The sequence below is a fragment of the Paraburkholderia sp. GAS348 genome, from assembly GCF_050434205.1.
Lineage (GTDB): Bacteria > Pseudomonadota > Gammaproteobacteria > Burkholderiales > Burkholderiaceae > Paraburkholderia.
Genome location: NZ_JBNPVT010000047.1, coordinates 1 through 16,327, shown reverse-complemented (window position 1 = coordinate 16,327; position 16,327 = coordinate 1). Strand labels below are relative to the sequence as shown.

Genomic DNA, 16,327 nt, shown 5'->3' with positions numbered 1-16,327 from the left:
CTCCCGTGGTATCGGTGTCGGCCACCGTCGCGCACTGCTGTTGCTCATGATGTGTCTCACACGTAACCCAAACGACGAAGCATTGCTACCTTGGACGCCTCACAAAATGCCTCTGCCAGTACCCGGTCGTGACGCAAGCGCACTTCAAAAGGTGTCTTGCTCGGTACGCCTGCCATCTGACATGCCTTGACCAACGGCATACCGTCGCGAACCAGTTGGACGATCCTGAAATAAGCACTACCGTCATACCTTTTTCCTGACATGATGTTCACCATCAACCATCGCCGAACGGCTCGCCACCTAGCCCGACCATAAGACGCGGCTTATCTCGAAACTGACCCATCCATTGCGCTTTCGGCCCATAAAACGAGGTCGATTCCCGGCCCGTGATATCACGCTCAACTATGGGCCGCAGTTCACTACCCGCACGCGCTGTCTCAATCGTTACTGCCTTGACGTGACGTTCGATCTTGGCAAATGCTTCAGGTGCATTGTGCTGAAGCACAGAAGCATCGGCCCGCAAAGCCATTGAAGTAGATTCTGGCAAAGCCTTTTGCAGCATTTTCAGCATCCCGCTTCGATACTGTTCTGGCGTGTCGAATGCATCGCCCGCGATGACCGGCAATCCTGCCGCTTGCAGGAAAGGGCTGAATTCCCGCTGCACGGCATCAAACGATTCTTGCCGTGCCAGTTGCGCCATCGTCGGATTGATCACGCTCCACCTCCACCGAATTTCGTATATGCAGCTTCCCCGCACTCGGCAAGTGCGTGACCGATACTGAAGCTCGGCACACCCTGCATACCGTGTTCAGCAATCGCCCTGGCAACTGTCTGTTGCTCGGCGTACCGTTGCTTTCCACGACGCTCAAACGTCTTCTGGTCAACGTTGTCTTTGTTAAGACCTAGTTGCAATTGCGGGACGGCACGATAGGCGTTCATCCAGTCTTTGCGATGATCGGGTGTCGAGTAAGCGAATGTCCTTATAGGCCGGTTCGCGCCGTCGAGCGTTTCAGTCATAACCAGTCCGTCAGCCTGCTTTGTGCCGCTGTCGGATCGGACGGCGGCAGGTGCAGCGATGGCGCGTCCACCACGTTCAGCGTGGCGTGCTTCAAATGCCTTCCATTCGGAAGGAGAGAACGCCTGATACTCAAAATAGCCATTGCTCATGGTGCGACTCCTACTTTGTGAAGCGGCTATGAACTTGTGCGGCCACGGCTTGCGCGTACGCACTTACGAGTGCCGGGTCGGAGTCGAGCCACCGGTAGAAACTGGTTCGTGCGACGCCTGCCTGTTCGCATGCCTGAAAAAGCGGCTTGCCGTTCGCCACTGCTGCCAGGATTGAATCCACTACGGCATCGGGAACCATGCGGTGTGGTACGGCGTGAGTTTCTTCAATCACAGCGGACTCCAGATGTACAGGTGTGCTATGTATCAATTGTCCCGGACCCAAACTTAAATTGGAATGCCAACTTGCAAGATATGTGGCAATCGACACTTTCACCCGATGCCGCCGTCGCTCATGCAATCAATTGCATTCCTAACAAAACGCCGCCTAAGCCGCTCGTGCCAACCACCTTCACTACCACACCAGCCTCCTCACGGCAGAAGCATGGCGAGGCCAGAATCAGGCCGCAACGGCCTCCGCGTGCTTCAGCCCCTGGAACATCGTTGCCTTGGTCTTCGCTGCCGCTGCTGCAAGTGCGGCTTGCTGCCTCGCTTCGAGCATCGCCATATGGCGCATCGCATCTAGTTTTTCCTGGTGGCTGTAGCCCTCGTCGTCGTCATCGTCAGCGTATGGTGTGAGCGCTGGTGTCTCCACCGATACCTGGGGAATCTGCGGGCATACCACGGCCTCTGAGACAGGCTCTGCGGTATCGACTGCACCAGCACATACGGCAGGCTCAGCGGACGGCGTGGCGGTCGCTGGCGTGGCCTTGGGGTAGCATTCAAGTAACTCAGGGTCAGCCAGAAAGACAAGGATGTGTTTGGTGAAGAACTTGAAATTGGGTTCTGCCGGTGCGTTAAGGTCTTTCTCCTCCAGATATTCGAACACGGCACAAATACCCGGCCAGTCCCTCGCCCCCAGAATCAAGCTCTCAAGCGTGTCAGTCTTGTCATGCGGACTGGTCTTCAGGCCGTGCTCGATGCGTTCGATCATGCTGCACTCATCGTCATCAAGCATCTTCCGGTGACCGGCTACTAACCCGGCACCGATACAGGTCTGGAGAAGTGCATCCATGTCGTGTTTCATAGCCAGACGGTTGTAATGCTGCCAGTCACCATTCGAGGTAACCGCCTTGGGTTTGGGTCCGGTTTTCTTCTTTTCAAATTTCGGAACTACCTCAACGGCGTCAGGGGGTGATTCCGGGTTTTGACTCTCGCTGTTCGCCTGTTGGATTTCAGGAATTGCCCCTGTCGGGTCTTCCGAATGGAAACCCGTGTTTGAGTCTTTTACTTCTAAAGCATCTAAACCTACTTCTGCATCTGGTACTAATGGATGCCCTTGAGGGCAAGTGATCAAATGCCCTTTAGGGCACTCAAGAATCGTTCTCATTTGCTCCACTGTCGGCCAGCCGTCGAGTCCGTTGGCTCGCTCGCAGACAATTAGGCGGATATGCAACACCGACTTGTTGCGGTATTTTCCGACCACGCCATTGATGGGGTGTCGTCCCTGATGTGCTTCGATCTGGTTGAGGCGGTCGAGGATTTCCAAGGCCGTCCGCACCTGCTTGACGGTCATCCCGCATGCACCCGCGATTTCCTGAAGGGTATCCAGCCACCAGTACGCACGCTCACCCCAGCGCCCGCCCTGCCGCTGCACTTCGAGGCGTGCGGGGTTGGCTCCGGGTTTGTTGCGCTGGTTGCGTAGAACGAGATATGAAAACACTTTCGCCACACCATACCCGGCGCGGCAATGTTGGGAAAAGAATTCGGCGTACTCGGATTTCGGACGGACTGCCGTAGCCTTTCCGGCTGGCGTCGGTGCGGCTGGCGCTGTAGCGCAAGTTTGCGGATTGTCAAACGTAGGACTGCTTGCAATTGCTTGCGCAGCATTTTGCGAAGCTTCGGCGACGGCTTGGGTTTCGTCTTCTGAGTGATTCACGGTAACTCCTACGCAACAAAGGCACGTTGATCGAACGTCGCATAGGCCGTAGAATAGTAGTCCTATGCGACGCCTCGGGACCGTCCTGCTAAGACGCCCAAGGAATTTCAAGGCCTGATCCAAAAGATCGGGCCTTTTCTTTGTATGCCGTGTCTGTGTTACAACTCTTTGCCGTCCGCGTGCGCGGCTCGGTGATGCTCAACGTTCAGAATGAAAAACCCCGCAAAAGGGCTTGGGTCATTAGCTTGGGCCTTGACGGGGCTATAGCATCCGGTCTTGCGTGCAGAGGGTGACCTACTGACCAGACACTACGGGCAAGCTAATGAACCAAAATCTTTCAAGCGGGGTCGGTGCTACGAACTGCACGCATGCCGGTGTCACTCGGCACATTCAACTTTAGACCACCAGCAGAATCGCGCTTTTCGACAAAACCGAAGATGGGCAAAAAAAGGCGAAAATCGCACTTTTTCACCACTAGGTGTTTACCCTATAAGGGTTTTTAGGCGTCGCCAGTTCGCAAACCGCTGTGCATTTGATTGCAGCCAACAATAAGAAGGGAGCCTAAAGCTCCCGGCGTACTTCACGATGATCTCTGGCATTCGCCGTGTGATGGTCCAGTTCTATCTGATACCAAAATGTGAATTGAGCAACGGGGCAACAGCGGTCCATACCGCAGCTAAGGCAGAGATAGCCGGTGCCGCAGAATTCAACGCGCCAAAGGCCGCCTTAATCATTCCGGGGCGACGGTCCTTAGCTCCCGCTGCTGCCTGTTCGGTTAGAAATGCGACCTGATCCAGCAAGGGTTCCTTGTCTTCCGTCGAAAGCAGTCCGTCATTAACAATTGCCTCTGTCAACTGCTTCAGGGCCTCACTGATCTTTTCGTTACCGCCTTCTTTGAGGTAGGTGATATTTACGTCGATTGACGCCACGTTGCCGGTGTTGATGGAACCGACCGTGCTGTTGTCCACTTTGATATTGTTCAAGATGATAGGCCCTTTCGGAATGTCAGGAACTTGAATGCGCGGAGTGAGAGGTCCAAGGCCAACCACGGCGTCCATATTCGCTGCGGCGTGATTTATACCTATGGCGTTGATACGAAAATCAAGCGTTCTGGCAACTTGGAACATGTGATAGCAAGCGATGCATACCGCAACGCTATTGATGGCGGCTATGGCTGGCTTTCCGCACTGACCACAAACCGCCGCTTCCTGCTTCATGGCTTCGCTCATTGCTACCCCGCCGCGTACTCAGATTCTTTGTCTGGCCGATCATAGCAGGCGCGGGCCGCTAGTCTAAGGATTGGGGCAGGCTGTGCAATTGAATGCGGCGGTAGGCGGTCGAAATACGCAAAACAGGAATTTCAGGAATATCCTGCTATGGCATGTGCATGCCAATCGATGTTTTTGCTCAATTTCAGGTAGTCACCGCCGTTCAACTCCGCTTGCAGGATGTAAAAATGGCTTGTCTGGCTGAATTGACAAAGCCGTAACACTCCTGAATCCAGCGTATGTGCGTGGTACATTGATCGCTAACAAAACTACGGGGTATGCCATATGGGCAACGCTTGCGCCGCCGATTGGAAACTCATACTGGAATACCTCAAAGTGCTGCTGTCATGGCCGGTTGTCGTCGGATTCGGCGCAACCATCGGCACAGCGTGGTTCAGGACTGAACTGCGGGCACTCATTAACCGCATTGCCAGTTTCGAATTTCCCGGTGGAAAGCTGGTTACGCAGCAAGCCAAGATAGAGGAGGAAAGCGCGGTATCCGATGTAGTTCCACCGGTGCCAGCGGGTGACATTGCTCCGCCGGTGCTCGACGGCCTGCGCCTCTCCCCCGCAGAACAAGCAACTCTGAAAGCCGTATTTGACGCTGAGCGTGCAGCGGCAAGAATGTGGGAATACCACTATCTGAACTACTTTTTCGCCCCCACAACCCAACACGTACTGAACTGGCTAATCAGCCTCGGGCAAGCGACGACCTTCGACGCCTACGAAGCATTCTGGATGAATCGCATCCCACAAGCCGGTGAGCGTCAGTCAATTATTCACGCGCTGCAAATGCACCTGTGTATTCAGGTCGATGGACCCGCGATCACCGTATCAGACAAAGGCAGGGAGTACGCGGCGTGGCCTGAGCGAAGAATTTTGGGTTTTCAGGTTCGCGTTCCAGCCTAGGGAGCCGCCACGCAATTGATTGGACAGCCGGGGTATCCTATGGGGCAGGCGTTTGGGGTGAAATTGGGGTAAAACGGAATCCCACCAAACCGTTAACCCCTTATTGGACAAGGCTTGCAGGCCGATGATGATAGTTCTTGATGGAAACCGCCATGTCTGATCTGTTCGACGAATACCCGATGCTCATCTTCGCGCTGGAATCGCTCCTCGCGCTCTTCCTGCTGGTCTTTATCGTTGTATGGACGTCGTCCGGCAAGAAAAAAGCCGCGCGCGCCGCTACCAATGAACAGCAAAAGCAGCAAAAAAGCCAGTAAAGCTGCGCCGTAAAGCTTGTTAAAGACCGCGAGCCGCGCTCCCGGTTCAATGCAAAGTACGCGGCATACGCAGAATGAACTCGGGCACGGGTGCGTCAAAGCGCTCGCCGTCCTCCGCCACGCAGAAATACTCGCCGCGCATGGTGCCGACGGGCGTGGCGATCACCGCCCAACTCGTATATTCGAAGTGCTCGCCCGGTTTTAGCAGGGGCTGATGTCCGACCACGCCCAGGCCTTTTACTTCCTGCACGTTGTTGTCGCTGTCGGTAATCACCCAGTGACGCGCAATCAACTGCGCGGGCATCTGGCCGCTGTTACGGATAGTCAGCGTGTATGCAAACGCATACTGGCGGCGCTCCGGGTCCGACTCTTCGGGCAGATACTGCACCTGCGCCGAGACGCTGAATTCGTACTGGCTCATCCTGATTCCGGTCTGGTGAAACAAGCTAAAAAATCGCGGGAAGCCCCGAACGCCAATGGTTTGCGGGCGCATTAGCTAGGCGGCGCTTATGGTTTGGCATTCTGCTTGATGCGCGGCACGCCCGCAACCGGACAAATCCCTCTGGCCAAGGGCCGGTAAGACGTTTTGTCCCTTTTGCCGCGCTTGGTCGATGCCAGCCTCAAACCGCTTGCGAGCCGGGTCAGACGCGCACAAAACGGTAAAATGGCGTTTTCCCGCTTGCATCCGCCCCCGCCATGACGCAATTCCGTATTGCCCCCAGCATCCTGTCCGCCGATTTCGCCCGCCTCGGCGAAGAAGTCCGCAACGTTGTCGCCGCCGGCGCCGACTGGATTCACTTCGACGTGATGGACAACCACTACGTGCCGAACCTGACGATCGGCCCGCTCGTCTGCGAAGCGATCCGCCCGCACGTGGACGTGCCGATCGACGTGCACCTGATGGTGCGCCCCGTCGACCGCATCGTGCCGGACTTCGCCAAGGCCGGCGCGAACCTGATCAGCTTTCACCCGGAAGGCTCGGACCATATCGACCGCACGCTGTCGCTGATTCGCGACCACGGTTGCAAGGCCGGCCTCGTGTTCAACCCGGCCACATCGCTGAGCCATCTGGACTACGTGATGGACAAGATCGATCTGGTGCTGATCATGTCGGTGAATCCGGGCTTCGGCGGTCAATCGTTCATTCCTGAAGCGCTCGTCAAACTGCGCGAAGCGCGCAAGCGGATCGATGCCTACAAGGAAAAGACCGGTCGCGAGATTCATCTCGAAGTGGACGGTGGCGTGAAGGTCGACAACATCGCCGAAATCGCAGCGGCTGGCGCGGACACATTCGTGGCAGGCTCTGCGATCTTCGGCGCGCCGGACCACAAGGCGGTGATCGACAAGATGCGCGCCGCACTCGCCAATATCGAGCACTGATCGGACACCGATCGATCACCGGGATCCCGCACGCACCAAGCATGACGACTTCATACCCTGCCCCGGCCTTCACCGGCCCGCGCCTGCAAGCTGCGATCATCGATCTGGACGGCACGATGATCGATACAGTCGACGATTTCACCGCCGGCCTGAACGGCATGCTTGCGCAACTCGACGCTGCGGAAACCTCGCGCGAGGAAGTGATCGGCTACATCGGCAAGGGCTCGGAGAATCTGATTCGCAATGTGCTGGCTCAGCGCTTCGAAACGGACCACGCACAGGACCGTTTCGACGAAGCGCTCGCGATCTATCAAGAGGAGTACGCCAGGATCAACGGCGTGCACACGCGGCTGTACCCCGAGGTCGAAGCCGGTCTCAGCGCCATGCGCGATGCCGGCCTCAAACTCGCCTGCGTCACCAACAAGCCGCACCGTTTCGCGGTCGAATTGCTGGAGCAATACGGGCTCAGCCAGTATTTCAGCGTCGTGCTCGGCGGCGATAGCCTGCCGAAAAAGAAGCCGGATCCGCTGCCGATGCTCACCGCCGCGGCGCAGCTACGCGTCGCGCCGGAAACCGCGGTGGCCATCGGCGATTCGGAAAACGATGCGCTGGCAGGCCGCGCGGCGGGCATGGCCACGCTGACGCTGCCGTACGGCTACAACCACGGCCGATCTATACAAGAAATAAAATCCGATGGTATAGTTGCCACGCTGCTCGACGCCGCGAAGGCTATTGCAGCGCACCATTCCACGACTTGAAAAGTCCCTCATCCTCATGTTTCTGAATAAAAAACGGAGTCTGATTAGCATCGACCGGGGAGCCTGGCCCTGGCGTCGCTGGTCGCGCTAACCTCGTCTGAGGTACGCTGAAGCTCGTCTTCGGCAACCGTTTTTTACTTCGCTGCGCTCACGCGTTTTTTCCATCACCTTGTTTCGCTGCACTGGTTGATTTGGCGTTCGTGTACCCGCAAAGTACATGTATGCGCTGAAACCCCTTGCATGCGTCGATGGGAAACTCGCGCCGGTCGGTATCATCGTGTCGAAACGTCGAACGAACGCCTGACCGGCTGCGCAACGCCCCGCTTTGTCCGACGCATAGTGTCGTCTGACGTACGTACAGGATCGGAACATGACCGAACTCGAATTCCAGTCCCTCGCCAACGAGGGTTTCAACCGCATTCCGCTGATCGCCGAAGCGCTCGCCGACCTCGAAACGCCGCTCTCGCTGTACCTGAAGCTCGCGCAGAGCGAACGCAACGGCGCCAACTCGTTCCTGCTGGAATCGGTGGTGGGCGGCGAACGCTTTGGCCGCTATTCGTTCATCGGCCTGCCGGCGCGCACGCTGCTGCGCACCCGCAACGGCGTGTCGGAAGTGGTGCAGGACGGCAAAGTCGTCGAAACGCATGAGGGCGATCCGCTCGAGTTCATCCAGCAATTCCAGGGCCGCTTCAAAGTGGCGCAGCGCCCCGGTCTGCCGCGTTTCGCGGGCGGGCTCGCAGGCTACTTCGGCTATGACGCGGTGCGCTACATCGAGAAAAAGCTCGCGCACACCGCACCGAAAGACGATCTGAACTTGCCGGACATTCAGTTGCTGCTCACCGAAGAAGTCGCGGTGATCGACAACCTCGCGGGCAAGCTCTACCTGGTGGTGTACTCGGATCCGACGCAGCCCGAGGCATACACAAAAGCCAAGCAGCGTCTGCGTGAATTGCGTCAGCGTTTGCGCACGACCGTGCAACCGCCGGTCACATCGGCCAGCGTGCGCACCGACACCTACCGCGAGTTCGCCAAAGACGATTACCTGGCCGCCGTGCGCAAGGCGAAGGAATACATCGCCGCCGGCGAGTTGATGCAGGTGCAGGTCGGCCAGCGTCTGATCAAGCCTTACCGCGACAATCCGCTGTCGCTGTATCGCGCGCTGCGCTCGTTGAATCCGTCGCCGTACATGTACTACTACAACTTCGGCGACTTCCACGTGGTCGGCGCGTCGCCGGAAATTCTGGTGCGCCAGGAAAAGCGCGGCGAAGATCGCATCGTGACGATCCGGCCGCTCGCCGGCACGCGTCCGCGCGGCAACACGCCGGAACGCGACGCAGAACTCGCCACCGAACTGCTGAACGATCCGAAGGAAATCGCCGAACACGTCATGCTGATCGACCTCGCGCGTAACGACGTGGGCCGCATCGCCCAGATCGGCTCGGTGGTCGTCACCGACAAGATGGTGATCGAAAAGTACTCGCACGTGCAGCACATTGTGAGTTCGGTCGAAGGCAAGCTGAAGCCGGGCACCACCAATTTCGACGTGCTGCGCGCCACCTTCCCGGCCGGCACGCTATCCGGCGCGCCGAAGGTTCGCGCGATGGAATTGATCGACGAACTGGAACCGGTCAAGCGTGGCCTCTACGGCGGCGCCGTCGGCTATCTATCGTTCACCGGCGAAATGGATCTCGCCATTACGATCCGCACCGGCGTGATCGCAAACGGCAATCTGTATGTGCAGGCGGCAGCGGGTGTAGTCGCGGATTCGGTGCCGGAATCCGAATGGCAAGAGACCGAGAACAAAGCGCGTGCTGTGCTGCGCGCCGCCGAGCAGGTTCAAGACGGCCTCGATAGCGACTTCTGACCGGAGATACACCATGCTGCTAATGATCGAAAATCAGCATGGGCATTTCTGGTCACTAGCCGTCACTAGCAAAGCCTTTGTTTACGGGGGTTTCCGGGAGATTTGCACTTCCGGTCACTAGCTCGCACTCGCCGGTTTGATGGTAAATTTGATGGTAACAACCCGCCACGGAGGGGCGTTACCATCATGAAAACCGCCAAGGGTCTCACCAAGGATCAGGTACGCGACGCCAAGCCCCGCCCCGATGGTCCGTACAAGCTCACAGACCGCGATTCGATGTATCTGCTGGTCGATAAGAGCGGGTCGAAAACTTGGCGTTTCAACTACCGCCTACCCGGCCTGAAGAAAGACGGCACGATTGGCCCGGTGCAGTACAGCTTCACCCTCGGCACGTATCCTGAGGTTGATCTGCTCAAGGCCCGCAAGCTGCGTGACGTTGAGGCAGACCGGGTTAAATCCGGCATCAATCCGATTGAGTTTCACCGGGCCGAAAAGACCAAAAATGAGGTCAAGCTGGCAACCACTTTCGCGGGCATTGCTCAGGAATGGATCGCCGCGAACGTCCCGGACGAAAATGATCCGAACGACAAACAGCCGGGTAAATGGTCGAAATACTACGCTCAGCAGGTGCATAACTTCATGGGCCGTTACGTACTCAATGCGCCCATCGGCGGACGGCCCATCAGCGACATTAAAAGCCCCGATATCGCCGCACTGTGTAAGTCCGTGGGTGTGCGCGACAAGGCCACTGGCGATGAACGCAAAGCCAAAGGCGCACCGTCTATTGCGATTCTGCTTAAACAGTGGTGCGGCAAGATTTTCAGTCTGGCGATTGCCACGGGCCGATATGAACACAACAATCCGGCTAACGGTTTCGATCTGAAAGATGCCGGGGTGAACAAACCCAAAACGAAAAACAATAAGGCGCTGGGTGAAAAGGAACTACGCGAACTACTCGCCAAGTTACAGGGTTATTCAGTGAAAAAGCCAGGTCAGGCTTACGCGGGCCAGCGCGATACCGTTATTGCCATTGAATTGCTGATGCTGCTGATGGTGCGGACGGTCGAATTGAGAAAGGCCCAGTGGCAGGAATTCAATCTGACAGACGCACTGTGGACGATCCCGGCCAGCAGAATGAAGAAAGGCGCGGAACACGTTGTACCGCTCCCCGCACAGGCGATTGAATTACTCAACGAGTTGCGGCTGATTAATCCCCCCGCAAAAAATGGCACGGGCTGGCTGTTTCCGAATCGTCGGCGCGGTAGCGTTGATTCGATGTCGGCCACGACGATTAACCGGGCGCTGGGCAATATGGGTTTCAACGGAGACAAGCTGTTTCGCGCCCACGGCACGCGCGGTACGGCCTCAACACACCTTCACAGTACCAAGCATGACCCGCTGATGGTTGAGGCGGCGCTGGCCCATAAGCAAAAGGGCGTGGCCGGTATTTACAACCAGGGTGACTATCTGGATTCCCGGCGAGCGATGATGCAGACCTATGCAGACTGGTTGTCCGGCCTCAAGGTCACTAATGCGGGGTAACGCACACTTCTCGGAAAAAAGGGCTGTCACCCCCTTGTATTCGCTGCCATTCGGGATCACATTAGCTGTACGGGACGTTAGACAGGCGTCCTTTGAACACCCCCGGAATGGAGTCCGATCACCAAGCCTTTACAGCTTGGACGGACTCTATTTTTTTGTTCCGCCCTCCTGTAAAAGCCCGCCTGATCGGCTCCACTGCATAAACGTGGCGCTTTTGCGCGCCCTGCATTAGGAGCAACATATGACTGTTATCTCACTGAACGCCCGCAAGGACCATACCGCTTGCGGCCTCATGGCGCAAATCAAGGCGGAAATTGCGGATATGTCGCCCGAAGAACTACTTGCGGGCCTCACTTCGTCTGTTGCCAGAATGGAAACCCAAGAGCTTGAACAGGGACGCCTGCTGTCTGGCATTCGTGACGATGAATCGTATAAGGAACACGGTTACAAGTCGGTTTATCAGTTTGCAGAGAAAGAGCTTGGTATCTCAACCCGCGAAACAAACCGGCTCATGAAGAAATATGCGGACGGCGGTACTCAGGAACAACAGCAGGCCGATGTAGCGCCGGAACATCGCTATACATTTGTCGATGAAAACGGCAAAGACGTTACAGCAGAGGTCTACGCAGAAGCCGAACGCATCCAAGAAACCCTCAAAGAAAGAGCGCTTGAGGCCCGTGCACGTCGCGCCGCCAAACGAGCCGGTTTCAGGGCCATCAAGTCGCGTGCACGGACCTACTGCTTTAGTAACCAGTTGGGATTTCAGGTGCTGGATGCATTCAGCGGCTTTCCTGTTTACGGTTGGAATTACGAACTGACAGCACAGGACGTAATCGACTGGTGCACGGACGATACGGAATAAGGGGCTGGAAATGAATGATCAAACGCAAATCAAACTGGCGTGGCATTACACCACCGGCGAGCGTTTCAAACGCATCTGCGCGAGTGGAATCCTCGTTCCGGCAGGTGCGTATGTGCTACCGCCCGAAAAGCCGATTTTGTGGTTTTCGCTAAACCAGTACTGGGAAACCACGGCAAACAAGGCCGTAACGGATAACACCAGCAGCACCGGGATACGTACGTTGAGCATGCGCGAGACTGCCGAACGCGGTCATGGGCTTGTGCGCTTTGGTGTCGATCCTGTGCGCCTGCTGGCGGGTGAAGCGCTGCGCCACAAGGCCCACATGAGTCATGCTGTATGGCGCGGTCTGATCGAGGCAGGAAAGCGCCAGCACGCCAATCCTGATGACTGGCGCGGCGTGGTCGAGCCGATGCTGATTGATGATCTGGCGGTGGACGTGATGACTCCCTCGTTTGAGTGGGAGTGCGTCAGGCAGGCCGCGTAACCGCGTCAATTTCAATTCAGGGAACGGAGTCCCGTACTTTTGGGAGAAAGCTGTGGGATTCCATATCACGAACCCTGATGCACTGGCAGGGACAAAGGTCGTTGCGCCCGTCACCAGCAAGCAAGCGAAGCCCCGGCGTGGACCGCGCACAGGCAACACCAAGCCGCGTCCGGTGATGGTGTCGCTCGATCAACCCGGACGGCTGCGCGTGGGTCATCTGCTCACGCTGCTTTCGATTAGCAGTGTGACGCTGTACAAGGGCCTCAACCTGAACGACGATCCGGCGAGGCCGTACCTGTACCCCAAGCCCGATGGTTACATGGGCCGTAGTCCGTACTGGAACACCAGGACCATCAGGGAGTTTCTGGAAAGCGGCAAGGTCAAGCAGAGCGGCGGTTAGTCGTTGCGCCTTTGGTTGGCCGATGGTTGCGGGCGCAACTGATTGCATTTGTCACTAAGCAGCGGCGTGAGTGTGTGCGGGGACGGTGATATCGGCTTCAGGGCCGGTCATGGCGATTGAACCCAAGGATTTCCCCCCAGCTTGCATGAGCCGCGCTGAAAGCTTTAGGGTTAGGCTTCAGCACCAGCGACGCGTTATCAACCTGCTTCAGCAGCACGACACTGTGCGTCTGTGTCTCGTAAATCACGAAAGTCTCACTGACGAAACCAACGTACATAAGGGGATGCTCGGGCGTCGCCATCAGGCCAGCGGCCACCCCTGTGTTGTCCACTACTCTCTGTGCCTTGCCGTCTTTGACGATCTCAGCCTTACGACTGCCGGAAAATGCGGCCATCAGCGGCATGCATAGCAGGAACATCGCCGCGATGAACCGGATGCCCGTATTCGGCACGTACGTCCGTGCCTTTGGGTGCATGCAGACATACATAACCGGAAAGACGCCCAACGAAAACCCTGCTGCCCACTTCCAGTCACCGTGGACGAAAGTTAGTAACAGACCTATGGCAACCATTGAAAACAGCGCGCCCGCCCGCAAGACCTTTCCGTTACGTGGTTGGCTGAGAATCCGTTCGTAATCAGGCATGAACGGAACAGCGAGCGATGACGCCAGCATGACCACCGCGCCGCTAATCGCCACCAGCGCAACTGGAAAGATCGCCAGCTTCACAAAATCGGTCAACCCGGCAAGCTGGAATATGTCGATATCAAAAGCGCCCCAGTAAGCCATCAGGTAGCACGCGGATACCACCAGCCCGTACAAACCCAAAAGAGTCGAAACCCCTAGTTTCTCGTTCATTGTGCTCTGCCCGTTCTGATGCGGATGCACAGCAGGATATCAGGCCCACACACCACCAGTAACCGGCCTGCGCGGAGGTACAATCCGCGCAAACAGAATCAAAAGGGTGAGCCATGAAAATCAACACAGGACTAGCCGCATGGGCCATGTGTGCCGCTTCTGCGGTTGCGGCCTTACCAGCAGATGCCCAAACCCAGCTAGACGCGTACAGGGCTCAATGCGCGGCCTATGGTTTCGCTCCCGGCTCACCGGAACTGGCGGGGTGTGTGCAAAAGCTCGATATGCAGGAACACCAGCACCGCTGCGAACTGATTGCCCAGCAAGCACGGTTCTACTGCAATGGCGGCGGGTCCGACTCGCTGGCCCCTATTGATATCGCCGCGAATTGCGCGCAAGCCAAAGACGTGTATCAGAATGAATGCCAGTGACTGGCGACGCCAACGCCGAAACGGCGTGATTAGCCTGCATCTGCTGATGCTGGTGACTGCCCATCATTAGCATTTGTACCGTATAGGCTTATCTGGCTTGACTTCGCGGTTGGTGTTGAATTGCGGATGCGCGGTTTTACCATCATTTTTACCATCAACCGGCCTGTCCGCACTGTCGCGCTGCTCACCAGATTTTCACCCTGTTCGAAAACGCGGACTCGTTGCACACGCAACGACATACAGGCGCTGAAAATTTCACGGCTCGGCCACGGGCTGATGGTCCACTTATTGGGGGTTGTCGTACGCACTGCCGCGCGTGGACTACAGTAGACGGCAGGCGCTAACAGCATCTATCACGCGGTATTTGCGGGTGAAAGCGTGCAGGTTGATTTCTGGAATAGCCGCTGATCGTATTTGCACCACGCACGATATTCGAGGTGCTTAACCCCACTTTGCGCGCTCTTTACTCCCTCTTTGTGTTCTGTAGTTGATATGCTTGATACGTCAACATCGCTGCTTCGCCCCCGCAAAAAATATGCTGTTTTGGGCAAAAAAGCTGGCAATTGCTCTCGTTATTCAGCGCACTGCTGATGCTCGGTCAACACCACTGCGGCCCCGCCCGTGCTCTGCCACTCAGGCAAAGAGTTGTGCAATTGATTGCACGGGCGCGCGGGGAGTGGTGTTGATGTTCATGCCTGAGCTAGGTCCACGGTCTGACCTGATGAACTGAGTTAACTGATGGTGCGTCATGCCCTTGCCATGTGATCGGCCTTTGCCTGGCTGGCAGTGTTCGGGGGCGGTGCTGAATTCATACCGGCGCATCCGGTCTGCCCATTGAAGTACACCAAGACGCTGCGGCTCTGCCGTTGATAGGCGTATGGCCTCAACAGCGGGCGCTGGTGCCTCTGGCGGGTCTGCGGCGATAGTAGGTGCTGGCTCTGCGGCTGGCGGTTGTTCTGCTGCTGCCCGCGATTTCATCTGCCGGTCAATGCGGACCACCGCGTTATAACTGAGGTCTGTACGGCGCGCTACTTCCGGCCTGGGCACGCCCTCCACCAGCATGCGCTCTGCCTCGTCCACCAGTGCCAGCGGATACTGCCAGCACAGCAGTCCTTTCTTCGGGCCGTCGAGTAGTGGACGCAGGACCAGCCCCACCGTTGAGTTTCCCTTGGTGAGTGTCGGTATGTCCGGTTGCTGCTGCGTCTGCGTCTGCGTCTTCGCCTTGGTCGGCGGATCGGCTGGTGGTGGGAGACTGATATTGCTCGGAAAGAATTCAACCGGCCTACCCTCAAAACGAATGGCGTCGAACCGCTCACGCTCCAATAGCAGATTTAAGCGTTCCATGATCGCTCACGCTGTGCGTGCTGCTGTGAGGGCTGTACGTACCGCCTGTTCGTCTACGCGCTGGCCGTTGAGGAGGTACGTATAGCCAGACCCACCAAGGGCTGTGCGGCTCCACTGCACGTGCACACACAGGCCATGTTCGCCCTGCCCCGTTGCTGCCCGAACGAACTGTGCGTGACCTCCGCTGTGTGCGCGTGCCTGCCTGTGCAACACGGCCATCGTTTGATCTACCGATAGTAACGTCATTGCTATTCTCCCTGTGCCTGCTCCAGCAAATACGAAACCTTGCTGGCTGGTACTTCAAAATTGTCCGCGAACCACCGCAGACCTGATGGTTTTTGCATGCAGACTTCACACAGAATCCGCAGATTCTGCGGCCCCACCACTACAACCACTGAACCGCTTCGCCTTGCCGCTTGCGCGATACTCAACACCGATTCCTTACGCACCTTCCCCGCTCCTTCATGCAATTGATTGCGCTCACAACCACCCGCCGCCGCTGGCACGCCCTCCACCAGCATCAACATTCCAGCCTCGTCCAGGTGTTCCATAGCCCCTCACCGTTGACGCATGCGAAACCGGCGCGCTGCCTCTGCCCGATCTGAAGGGCTGTTGCGGCTGTCAGCACGGGCCTTGGCCCGGTCTTCCCGTGTGAGCGGTAGTGCCACCTCACCGGGATTGCCTGAAGCCATCTCAGAGGTCTGCACGCTGTCCGATGCTGCCTCGCTACCGCCAACAACCGGCGCGGTCTTGGGCGGCGCTGTCCACCCGCTCAGATAGTCCCTGATGCTCATGACGCTCTCCTTAGTTGCACA

21 protein-coding genes are annotated in these 16,327 nt (G+C 57.2%); 10 read left to right on the top strand and 11 right to left on the bottom strand.

What is annotated here, in order from left to right; translation table 11 throughout:
* Window positions 1-56: 56 nt before the first annotated feature.
* From P3T22_RS32760 to P3T22_RS32735, 6 genes are all read right to left on the bottom strand, one after another.
* Entirely contained in the window at window positions 57-275 is a 219-nt protein-coding gene (locus tag P3T22_RS32760) for a hypothetical protein (protein ID WP_429327220.1), read from the bottom strand.
* On the bottom strand, window positions 275-715 hold the full coding sequence (locus P3T22_RS32755) for a hypothetical protein (protein WP_429327219.1): 441 nt from the start codon (window positions 713-715) through the stop codon (window positions 275-277). The genes P3T22_RS32760 and P3T22_RS32755 overlap by 1 nt, the downstream gene beginning before the upstream one ends.
* The gene (locus tag P3T22_RS32750) at window positions 712-1,167 is read right to left on the bottom strand and encodes a hypothetical protein (RefSeq protein ID WP_429327218.1); all 456 of its coding nucleotides are present in this window, start codon (window positions 1,165-1,167) and stop codon (window positions 712-714) included. Before P3T22_RS32750 ends, P3T22_RS32755 begins: the two co-directional genes overlap by 4 nt.
* A 10-nt stretch (window positions 1,168-1,177) precedes the next feature.
* The gene (locus P3T22_RS32745) at window positions 1,178-1,399 is read right to left on the bottom strand and encodes a helix-turn-helix domain-containing protein (protein WP_429327217.1); all 222 of its coding nucleotides are present in this window, start codon (window positions 1,397-1,399) and stop codon (window positions 1,178-1,180) included.
* A gap of 225 nt (window positions 1,400-1,624) precedes the next feature.
* Complete coding sequence (locus P3T22_RS32740) at window positions 1,625-3,103, bottom strand: hypothetical protein (RefSeq protein WP_429327216.1); 1,479 nt, start codon at window positions 3,101-3,103, stop codon at window positions 1,625-1,627.
* A gap of 620 nt (window positions 3,104-3,723) precedes the next feature.
* The gene (locus tag P3T22_RS32735) at window positions 3,724-4,332 is read right to left on the bottom strand and encodes a hypothetical protein (RefSeq protein ID WP_429327215.1); all 609 of its coding nucleotides are present in this window, start codon (window positions 4,330-4,332) and stop codon (window positions 3,724-3,726) included.
* Window positions 4,333-4,656: 324 nt separating this feature from the next.
* Between P3T22_RS32735 and P3T22_RS32730 the strand changes: the two genes are divergently transcribed.
* Entirely contained in the window at window positions 4,657-5,280 is a 624-nt protein-coding gene (locus P3T22_RS32730) for a hypothetical protein (protein ID WP_429327214.1), read from the top strand.
* Between the two features lie 152 nt (window positions 5,281-5,432).
* Complete coding sequence (locus tag P3T22_RS32725; protein WP_181448382.1) at window positions 5,433-5,594, top strand: hypothetical protein; 162 nt, start codon at window positions 5,433-5,435, stop codon at window positions 5,592-5,594.
* A 46-nt stretch (window positions 5,595-5,640) separates the two neighbouring features.
* On the opposite strand, the gene apaG is transcribed toward P3T22_RS32725, so the two are convergent.
* On the bottom strand, window positions 5,641-6,015 hold the full coding sequence (apaG, locus tag P3T22_RS32720; RefSeq protein WP_063497447.1) for a Co2+/Mg2+ efflux protein ApaG: 375 nt from the start codon (window positions 6,013-6,015) through the stop codon (window positions 5,641-5,643).
* A 275-nt stretch (window positions 6,016-6,290) separates the two neighbouring features.
* Between apaG and rpe the strand changes: the two genes are divergently transcribed.
* From rpe to P3T22_RS32685, 7 genes are all read left to right on the top strand, one after another.
* Window positions 6,291-6,974 carry a ribulose-phosphate 3-epimerase gene (gene rpe / locus P3T22_RS32715; protein ID WP_063497448.1) on the top strand — a complete coding sequence of 228 codons (684 nt, stop codon included), beginning with the start codon at window positions 6,291-6,293 and terminating at the stop codon, window positions 6,972-6,974.
* A gap of 41 nt (window positions 6,975-7,015) precedes the next feature.
* A complete protein-coding gene (locus P3T22_RS32710) occupies window positions 7,016-7,732 on the top strand; it encodes a phosphoglycolate phosphatase (protein ID WP_429327213.1) in 717 nt (238 codons plus the stop codon).
* 370 nt (window positions 7,733-8,102) lie between these two features.
* Window positions 8,103-9,596 (top strand): anthranilate synthase component I, encoded by a 1,494-nt coding sequence (trpE, locus tag P3T22_RS32705; protein WP_063497450.1) that lies wholly within the window; start codon window positions 8,103-8,105, stop codon window positions 9,594-9,596.
* Between the two features lie 186 nt (window positions 9,597-9,782).
* Window positions 9,783-11,138, top strand: coding sequence for a tyrosine-type recombinase/integrase (locus P3T22_RS32700; protein ID WP_429327212.1), 1,356 nt, complete (start codon window positions 9,783-9,785; stop codon window positions 11,136-11,138).
* Between the two features lie 241 nt (window positions 11,139-11,379).
* Window positions 11,380-12,000 (top strand): hypothetical protein, encoded by a 621-nt coding sequence (locus P3T22_RS32695; RefSeq protein WP_429327211.1) that lies wholly within the window; start codon window positions 11,380-11,382, stop codon window positions 11,998-12,000.
* Between the two features lie 10 nt (window positions 12,001-12,010).
* Entirely contained in the window at window positions 12,011-12,484 is a 474-nt protein-coding gene (locus P3T22_RS32690) for a hypothetical protein (protein WP_429327210.1), read from the top strand.
* 52 nt (window positions 12,485-12,536) lie between these two features.
* A complete protein-coding gene (locus P3T22_RS32685; protein WP_429327209.1) occupies window positions 12,537-12,884 on the top strand; it encodes a hypothetical protein in 348 nt (115 codons plus the stop codon).
* A gap of 97 nt (window positions 12,885-12,981) precedes the next feature.
* Here P3T22_RS32685 and P3T22_RS32680 read toward each other — a convergent pair whose 3' ends face one another.
* Complete coding sequence (locus P3T22_RS32680; protein WP_429327208.1) at window positions 12,982-13,740, bottom strand: hypothetical protein; 759 nt, start codon at window positions 13,738-13,740, stop codon at window positions 12,982-12,984.
* Between the two features lie 113 nt (window positions 13,741-13,853).
* Between P3T22_RS32680 and P3T22_RS32675 the strand changes: the two genes are divergently transcribed.
* Window positions 13,854-14,168, top strand: a complete 315-nt coding sequence (locus P3T22_RS32675) for a hypothetical protein (protein ID WP_429327207.1) — start codon at window positions 13,854-13,856, stop codon at window positions 14,166-14,168.
* Window positions 14,169-14,801: 633 nt separating this feature from the next.
* Here the strand turns inward: P3T22_RS32675 and P3T22_RS32670 are convergent.
* From P3T22_RS32670 to P3T22_RS32660, 3 genes are all read right to left on the bottom strand, one after another.
* Window positions 14,802-15,512 carry a hypothetical protein gene (locus tag P3T22_RS32670; protein ID WP_429327206.1) on the bottom strand — a complete coding sequence of 237 codons (711 nt, stop codon included), beginning with the start codon at window positions 15,510-15,512 and terminating at the stop codon, window positions 14,802-14,804.
* Window positions 15,513-15,760: 248 nt separating this feature from the next.
* Window positions 15,761-16,063 carry a hypothetical protein gene (locus P3T22_RS32665; RefSeq protein ID WP_429327205.1) on the bottom strand — a complete coding sequence of 101 codons (303 nt, stop codon included), beginning with the start codon at window positions 16,061-16,063 and terminating at the stop codon, window positions 15,761-15,763.
* 6 nt (window positions 16,064-16,069) lie between these two features.
* Window positions 16,070-16,306 (bottom strand): hypothetical protein, encoded by a 237-nt coding sequence (locus P3T22_RS32660; protein ID WP_429327204.1) that lies wholly within the window; start codon window positions 16,304-16,306, stop codon window positions 16,070-16,072.
* Window positions 16,307-16,327: the final 21 nt, after the last annotated feature.